Raw genomic sequence first — 7,340 nt, forward strand, 5'->3', positions numbered from 1 at the left:
GGCGATGATGGCGGCGCTGCTGTTTGGCGCGGCCGTCCTGATCTTCGTCGCTGCCAATTGGGAAGTCATCCCGCGGCTGGCGCGGGTGGCGGCGCTCTTCGCGATCATCATCGCCGGCTATGTCGGCGGCGCGGTGCTGAAGACACGCGACCACGCTGCGATCGGCGAGGCGCTTTGGATCGTCGCCGCGACGGCATTCGGCGGATCGATCGCGCTGATCGGTCAGATGTATCATTTGTCTGGCGACGAGGCGTCGGCCTTGATCACCTGGGGCGCAGGCACGGCCTTGGCGGCGGTTGCGCTGCGCTCGAACCCGCTGACCGTTGCTGCTGTCGGCATCGCCGATGCCTGGCTGTTCCTGAGAGGGTTCGACTATTTCGGGCGCACGGAATTTCCGCACCTCTTCGTCGTCATGGCGATCGTGCTGTTCGCCATTTCGTTTTGGACGCGCAGCCAGGCGGCGCGGCACCTGATCATCCTGTCGGTCATCTTCTATCTCGTGCTGATGGTAATGGAATACGAAACGCTGCTGGTCGCTGTCCCGCTCGTCGTCGTGTCGGCGCTGCTTTTCGCGGCTGCGATCTTCGCCGCGGGGTCCGTCGACAGGATCGTGCAACTTAGCGGCCGGCTGCCCCTGCACGCGCTGATTGGATTTCTCACCGGCCTGGCGATGATTCAGTTCGAGCTGGCCGACGATAACAACAACAGCGGCTTTGCCATCGCCTCGGCCATTGCGCTTGCCGGCATTGTCGCTGCAATCATGTTGGGCGGCCGCGAAAGCAGAGGTCTGCGCTGGATTGCCTATGCCGGTTTCGCCTTCGAACTCGCCATCATCTATGTTGTCGTGTTGCAGTCGATGCTCGACACGGCAGGCTTCTTTCTTGCGGCAGCAGTGCTTCTCGGCATCCTTGCCCTTGTCATCATCCGCATCGAAAAGCGCATGAGGTCCCCGGGCGTGGAAGGAGCGGCGGCATGATGACCGGTAAAAGACTGATCGTTTCGGCGGTGGTGCTGGCACTCGTCCAGATCGGGTTCCTGAGCTGGATAATCGCCGGCCGGGCAGCGATCCTGCGCGACGGCAGGCAAGTGCTGCTGAGGGTGGAACCGGTCGATCCGCGCGATCTCCTGCGCGGTGACTTTATTCGCCTTGGCTATGAGATTTCGCAGATACCGGTGAAGCTGATCGCCAACGTTCCGGCTGGCAAGCTGTCTAGTGACGACACCTCTATTGTGGTCAGGCTGAAGCAGGGCGCCGACGGCTATTGGGAGGCGACCACGGCCTGGTTCGGTAAAGCACCTGCGCCGGCAGCATCCGACGAAGTCGATATCGTCGGCCAGGTAGCCGAGGGGTGGGATCTCAGCGCAGCCACGTCGATCACGCCGGAATACGGCATCGAGCGGTTCTATCTGCCGGAAGGCGAGGGCATAGCGATCCAGAACGACATGCGGGTGCGGCCATTCGGCATCCGCGTCGCCATCGCCAAGGATGGCACCGCGCAGATCAAGGCGCTGATGGACGGCGACAAGACGCTGTTCGAGGAACCGCTTTATTAGAATTGAAAAGCGTGGCCGGCTCGGACAGCATCAAACATGACAATTATCCTGACGACACGACAAGACATAAATCTCAGCTCTGTTTTCCGCGTCGCCTGGAAGAAAGACAGGGTGCAAATCAGCGATAACGCCTTGCAGCGCATCGCAGAGTGTCGCGCGTCGTTCCTGCGTCTCATTGTAACCGACCCTGTACCGGTCATCTATGGCGTGACCACCGCCATGGGAGAACTGGCGAGCCGGCAGCTCGAACTAGGGGAGCGGGGTCGCCATGCACGCATCAAGGCGTTCGCAGCCGCCACCTCGTTCGGCGAGCCTTTACCAGATCGCGTGGTGAGGGCGATCGTGCTTGCCCGGCTGGCGAATTTCCTCGAAGGAAACGCCGCGACCACACCGCGCATGGCGCTCGCCGTCGCCGCGATGCTGGACGGCGGACCGATGCCCATGGTGCCATCATCCGGCCAGGGCGGCGCCGGTGAAATCCTCGCGCTCTATCCGCTGTTTGCAGAGCTTTCGACGCGCTTCGACCTGGAGGTCAAGGAACGGGGCTCCCTGATCAATGGCTCGCCTTGCGCTGCCGCACTTGTGGCCGATGCGGCCTTGGCGGCTCGCCGCCGCATTCGCCTTGCCGAAAGAGTCTTTGCGCTTTCGATCGAAGCGTTTCGCGCGCCGCTCGAACATTACGACCCGGCGCTCGACGCGCTTTGGGGCGATGAACACGAAGCAGTGGCGCTGCGGGGATTGAGGGCGTTTCTTGCCGGCGCCGGCACCGGGCGCCGTAATTATCAGGCGCCGGTCAGCTACCGCATCGTCCCTCGCATCCTCGGACACGCGCATCGCGCGCTGGCATCGGCAGAGCGTGCGGCCACCGTGTCACTCGCTTCGATCTCGGACAACCCTGTCTACATCCCGCCTGACGACGGGCATCCGCTCGGGCGTTGCATCAGCACGGGCGGTTATCACAATGCCATGGCAACTCCCGCCCTGGATGATCTGGCGGCGATATGGGCCGATATCTGCCTCTTGTGCGACCGCCACGCCTCGAAGCTTCTGAACGGCAAGGTGTCGCTCCTACCCGATCTGCTTCTGACGGGGCGGGACTGGAGCGACAGCGACGGTCACGGCAATGTCGGCTATGTGCCGATGGCGATCACGGGCTATCTGGAGCAGGCGAAACTTTCGGCCCAGCGCACCTTCATCCCGGGGACGGAATCGGCCGGCGCCGGCCAGGACGATGTCGCGACGACGGTCTTCCTCGCATGGACGAAGGAAGCACGCGCCGGCCGCTGCCTCGACGCCGCGATGGCGATGCTGGCTGTGATCGCCTCGCAGGCGCTCCATGTCACCGAGCGCGTGGCTCCACCGGCGCTTCAGTCGTTCGTCGCGGATATCAGGAGCATCGTGCCCCCGGTCGGCGAGGATCGCGTGCTGGGACCCGAGCTTGCGAATTTGACCGAATGGTTCACGCGCCAGGTTTTCGAGGAGTAAGCCGCCTGGAGTTCACGATGCCGAAATGGCGGCTAGGACCAGAACGGCCCGAGGATGAACACGGCCATTAGGGCAACAAAAAGCGCAGCGATGATCACCGCGCCCCACATGAAGACCTTTCCGGTGCCGCGTTTCTCTTCCTCGCGAGATAGGTCTTTCGCCATCGCACGGATCCTTTTTGTGAAGGTCGATGACGTAGCAACGTGTCTTGCCGAGGCTGGTTCCCGGCAGCGGATATTGAGCAGGGTCAGCCTTCGCAACGGCCTATTGATGCCCTGCCGAACAGATCGCGCCTGGGAGCGTTCCAGACTTTCTGGCGAAAAACTTGCTGCGGATGAAGGGATTCGAACCCGCACGCCTTTCGGCACTGGAACCTTAATCCGCTGTTCGAGAGGAGCAGTGGTGCGGGTAGAGGGACTCGAACCCCCACGTTCTCACGCCAGAACCTAAATCCTATGATGGGATTAGTGTCGCGTTGATTTCATTACCAAATTTGGCCACAGCCCTAGGGTGCCAGGGCACAGGACGGGCACACCGGGCACACTTTCGGGCACAGTCTTGCGCCTTGTGTCCAGGGGCTGTAGAGGAGCCCCGGAAGCGCGTGTGGTGGAACTGGTAGACACAGCAGGTTTAGGTCCTGCCGCCGAAAGGCTTGGGGGTTCGAGTCCCTTCACGCGCACCACGTCAATCCACAAAATACCCACCAGATAATTACGCCTGTGAATTCCGGGCACGGAAGTGTGAAAGGCGGGCACGGAAGTGCCTTTCTGGTTTTTCATGCTTTGTTCTCCGTTCGATGAGCATATGAAGGAGGTCATCTCAAATCCGCGAAAGGATTCGCAACGATGACTCTCCTTCAATTCGCCTACGCAATGCTTGCTGCCTCGTATATCGTCGCAGTCGTGGCGCTATGGGCGGGGCATTGACAGATGGAACATTTCACGACGGCGCAGATAATAACCTGGGGGCTGGCTCTATTGGGGATGGTATTGGCCGGTGTCGGCTATCCCTACCTAAAGCGGCGCTTCTTCGATCCGACGATGTCTCTGCTGGCGGAAATCAGACTGTCACCCACGAAAACAAAGGCTCTCGTCGCGTCGAAGCTAAGCCCTGTACTGCAGGCGATGCCGTGGCAGGAGAGAGAAATATTCCAGGGCTTGAGTCACGACGGTGGATACGTCTCGGTCGTGTTGCGAAACGTTGGCAAAAAGAAGGTTTCCGGCGTGACCGTGACGGTTGGAGCCGAGACCCTAATCATAAACGGGACGTACCAGGTCGATGACGACGTTGATCTGAAGCCGGTCAAAAATGGGTTGCCAATCCCGGTCGGTGATATTGCGCCGGGTCAAAATCGGGTGCTGCATATCTGGAGCGCGAGCAACTATTCCGACTATCCATATAACAGCATCAAATCCATGTTTAGTGTGTCGGCCGATGAATTCCACTTGACGCGCAAAACGTATCCTCTGCCTAAATATCTCAAGACCCGATTTATCGGCATCTGCTTTTTTGTTTTCAATGTGTTTATCTGGGGAGGGGTAATCGGCTTCGTTCTTTGGCAGTCTGCGCGTTGACCCAGCAGCGGCGGTAGCTGCCACTATCCGCGTGACATAGGCGCCGCGTGTGGCTCCTCGTAATCCGACGGTCGGTCGCGCAAGAGATTTATGGCCTTCTTCATGCTCCTGTTCAGCTCGTCAATTGCATCGTAATGCTCTCGGAACGGCTTGAGTGACAGTTTCGCGTCGTCCAGTTGGACTTTCAGGCTTGTCGCTCAATTTTCTGGAGGTGGTATTCCGATATCTTCTCGTGTCGTCGCTGGCGTACCATCGCTGTGCTCCAAAGAGAGCGATAATAGGCAAACATTCCTATCAGTCAAATTGATTCGGGTGGAGGGGAAATTGCGATGACATTCGAACTGCGCTTTGGTGCTCCACTGGAGTCGCCGCCTGCTCCAGCGCAGACCGGCGACAGCCTCTTGGATTATTTGACCCTCTTAGTGACCCTGATTGGCGCCCTGGCATGGCCTATGGCGCTCGTTTTGCTGGTGCTGATCTTCCGCAAGCAACTGGTGAAGCTCGTGGCGCGGACGAAAGCAGTTAGCGGTCCCGCTGGAATAAGCGCTACGTTCGCCGATGAACTGGAGAAAGCCAAGGAAGCGGCGGATCAGACTCTTTCAGCTGAACCGCTTCGCGAAAGCGCCCCTCTGGAAGTCGACGATCCATTTTTGAAGTTGGCAGAAACCTATCCTGAAGCCGCTGTCTTGGCGGCGTACGACGAATTGGAGACCTTCCTTACCGAAGCGATGGGCTTAAAGGGAGCCGTCGTCGTCCCCATAACATCGCTGATGATTGCCCTTTCCAACTTGAAGTTGATCCCGAGCGACACATTCGAACTCTTTAATCGTATTAGGAATGCCAGGAATCTAGCCGTGCACGGGAGAAGCCGCTTGACGCCGGGGGAAGCTATCGAATTCCGAGCGGTTGCTCGTTCTCTGATCGAAGCAATTCGTCCTATTCATCCTGCAGTTAAGGAGTTGGCTCACAATCTCTCAAAGAACGAAGTGCAGCGTAGGAATGAAAAGCGACCCAGTCGGTATTAGACCCGGTCGCATCCGGTTGCCGCTCAACAGCGAAGGCACCTATGACCGTGACCTGCGGCAGCTTTGCATGCTGATCGCGCGTCGCTGAGTACTACGCAAACGGGAGCGTCGCATCGGCCGTCGAGGCTTTGACAACACTCTCCTGGCATCGCGGCTGGCCCGCCACTCGCAACGTGGCGGGCTTTCTGCGTCAGGACCGCTGCGCTGAGCCATCATTCTGTCAATGTCGCGGTCAAAATAGGGACCGTTCGCCGGCGCATGATCGCGAAAATCGAAAAGCGGATCTTCGCGATCATACGCCAAAATCAAGGTGCTACAGCGTCCTTTGCGCGTCCAAGAGGACGCGCGGCGCTGTAGATGCGAAGATGGTTGAAAATTAGCCGCGCCTGTGACAAAAGGCGTGTCGAATGTGACGGGATGCGACGATCCGCTTCTGCAGAATGTGATAAGAAGTAGGAAAAACAAAGACTTATTCACATTTTGGAGCGTATTTCTGGAGGATTTGAGCCGCTTTGGGCGGACAGATCGCCAAGTCCCGCACCAAAAGCCATTCTCGGCAAGATCATACCGGCAGGTTGTAAACGGCAGGAGCCGTTTGGCGGCCTCATTGGTGAAAACAAAGGTTCTATGATGCAGGTCACCGAAACGCTCAACTCCGGTCTCAAGCGCGAGATCAAGATCACCGTGCCGGCCGGTGACATGGAAGCCAAGCTAATGGCGCGGCTTTCCGATGCCAGGAACAAGGTCCGCATCAACGGCTTCCGTCCCGGCAAGGTGCCGGTGCAGCACTTGCGCAAGGTCTACGGCAAGTCGTTCATGGCCGAAGTGGTCAACGAGATCCTCAACGATTCGACCCGTTCGGTCATTACCGGGCGCGGCGAAAAGGCCGCCATGCAGCCCGAAGTGATCATGACCGAGGACGAGAAGGAGGCCGAGAAGATCCTGGCCGGCGGCGCCGACTTCGAGTTCCGGCTGAACTACGAGATCATTCCGCCGATCGAGATCAAGGATTTCTCCGACATCAAGGTGACGCGCCAGGTGTTCGACGTGCCGGATTCGGAAATCGACGAGCAGGTCCAGCGTGTCGCCGAATCGGCGCGCAGCTATGAGCCGAAGACCGGCAAGGCCGCCGAAGGCGACCGCGTGACGATCGACTATGTCGGCAAGATCGACGGCGAAGCCTTCAGCGGCGGCGCCGGCACGGACCAGCCGCTGGTGCTCGGCTCCAAGGAATTTATTCCCGGCTTTGAGGATCAGCTCATCGGCAGCAAGGCCGGCGACGAGACGCAGGTCACGGTCACGTTCCCGGAAAACTACCAGGCGGCGCATCTGGCCGGCAAGGAAGCCACCTTCGACGTCACCGTCAAGGAAGTGTCCAAGCCCGGTGCGTTGGAGATCAATGACGAAACGGCCAAGAATCTCGGCCTGGAATCGCTGAAGCGCCTGCGTGAAGTGGTGCGCACCCAGATCGAGAACCAGTTCGGCTCGATGACGCGCCAGAAGATCAAGCGCCAACTGCTCGACCAACTCGATGCCGCCTACTCGTTCGAGGCGCCGTCGAAGCTCGTCGAGGCCGAGTTCAACAACATCTGGAACCAGGTCAACCGCGATCTGGAAACCGCCGGCCGCACCTTCGCCGACGAGGAGACCACGCAAGAAGAGGCGCGCACCGAATATATGGGGCTTGCCGAGCGGCGTGTGC

Annotated in this window: 7 protein-coding genes and 1 tRNA gene; 7 read left to right on the top strand and 1 reads right to left on the bottom strand. The window is 59.3% G+C overall.

The genetic code is table 11. The features are described from left to right. From EOC93_RS31575 to EOC93_RS31585, 3 genes are all read left to right on the top strand, one after another. On the top strand, window positions 1-976 hold a 976-nt coding region (locus tag EOC93_RS31575), incomplete at its 5' end, for a DUF2157 domain-containing protein (protein WP_127206578.1). Then, window positions 973-1,554: a GDYXXLXY domain-containing protein gene (locus EOC93_RS31580; protein ID WP_127206579.1), complete on the top strand. Its 582-nt coding sequence runs from the start codon at window positions 973-975 to the stop codon at window positions 1,552-1,554. The genes EOC93_RS31575 and EOC93_RS31580, both read left to right, overlap by 4 nt. A 36-nt stretch (window positions 1,555-1,590) precedes the next feature. Beyond that, complete coding sequence (locus EOC93_RS31585; protein ID WP_127206580.1) at window positions 1,591-3,039, top strand: aromatic amino acid lyase; 1,449 nt, start codon at window positions 1,591-1,593, stop codon at window positions 3,037-3,039. A gap of 32 nt (window positions 3,040-3,071) precedes the next feature. On the opposite strand, the gene EOC93_RS35490 is transcribed toward EOC93_RS31585, so the two are convergent. Further along, the gene (locus EOC93_RS35490; RefSeq protein WP_281033174.1) at window positions 3,072-3,203 is read right to left on the bottom strand and encodes a hypothetical protein; all 132 of its coding nucleotides are present in this window, start codon (window positions 3,201-3,203) and stop codon (window positions 3,072-3,074) included. A gap of 433 nt (window positions 3,204-3,636) precedes the next feature. Between EOC93_RS35490 and EOC93_RS31590 the strand changes: the two genes are divergently transcribed. The 4 genes from EOC93_RS31590 to tig form a co-directional block, all read left to right on the top strand. After that, window positions 3,637-3,721 (top strand) — tRNA-Leu (locus EOC93_RS31590). 247 nt (window positions 3,722-3,968) lie between these two features. After that, entirely contained in the window at window positions 3,969-4,613 is a 645-nt protein-coding gene (locus EOC93_RS31595) for a hypothetical protein (protein ID WP_127206581.1), read from the top strand. Window positions 4,614-4,942: 329 nt separating this feature from the next. Continuing rightward, window positions 4,943-5,638: a hypothetical protein gene (locus EOC93_RS31600; RefSeq protein ID WP_127206582.1), complete on the top strand. Its 696-nt coding sequence runs from the start codon at window positions 4,943-4,945 to the stop codon at window positions 5,636-5,638. A gap of 630 nt (window positions 5,639-6,268) precedes the next feature. After that, window positions 6,269-7,340 (top strand): trigger factor (gene tig / locus EOC93_RS31605; RefSeq protein WP_127206583.1); only part of this gene is annotated, 1,072 nt, incomplete at its 3' end.

It is taken from the genome of Mesorhizobium sp. M6A.T.Ce.TU.002.03.1.1 (assembly GCF_003997275.1).
GTDB classification, from domain to species: Bacteria; Pseudomonadota; Alphaproteobacteria; order Rhizobiales; family Rhizobiaceae; genus Mesorhizobium; species Mesorhizobium mediterraneum.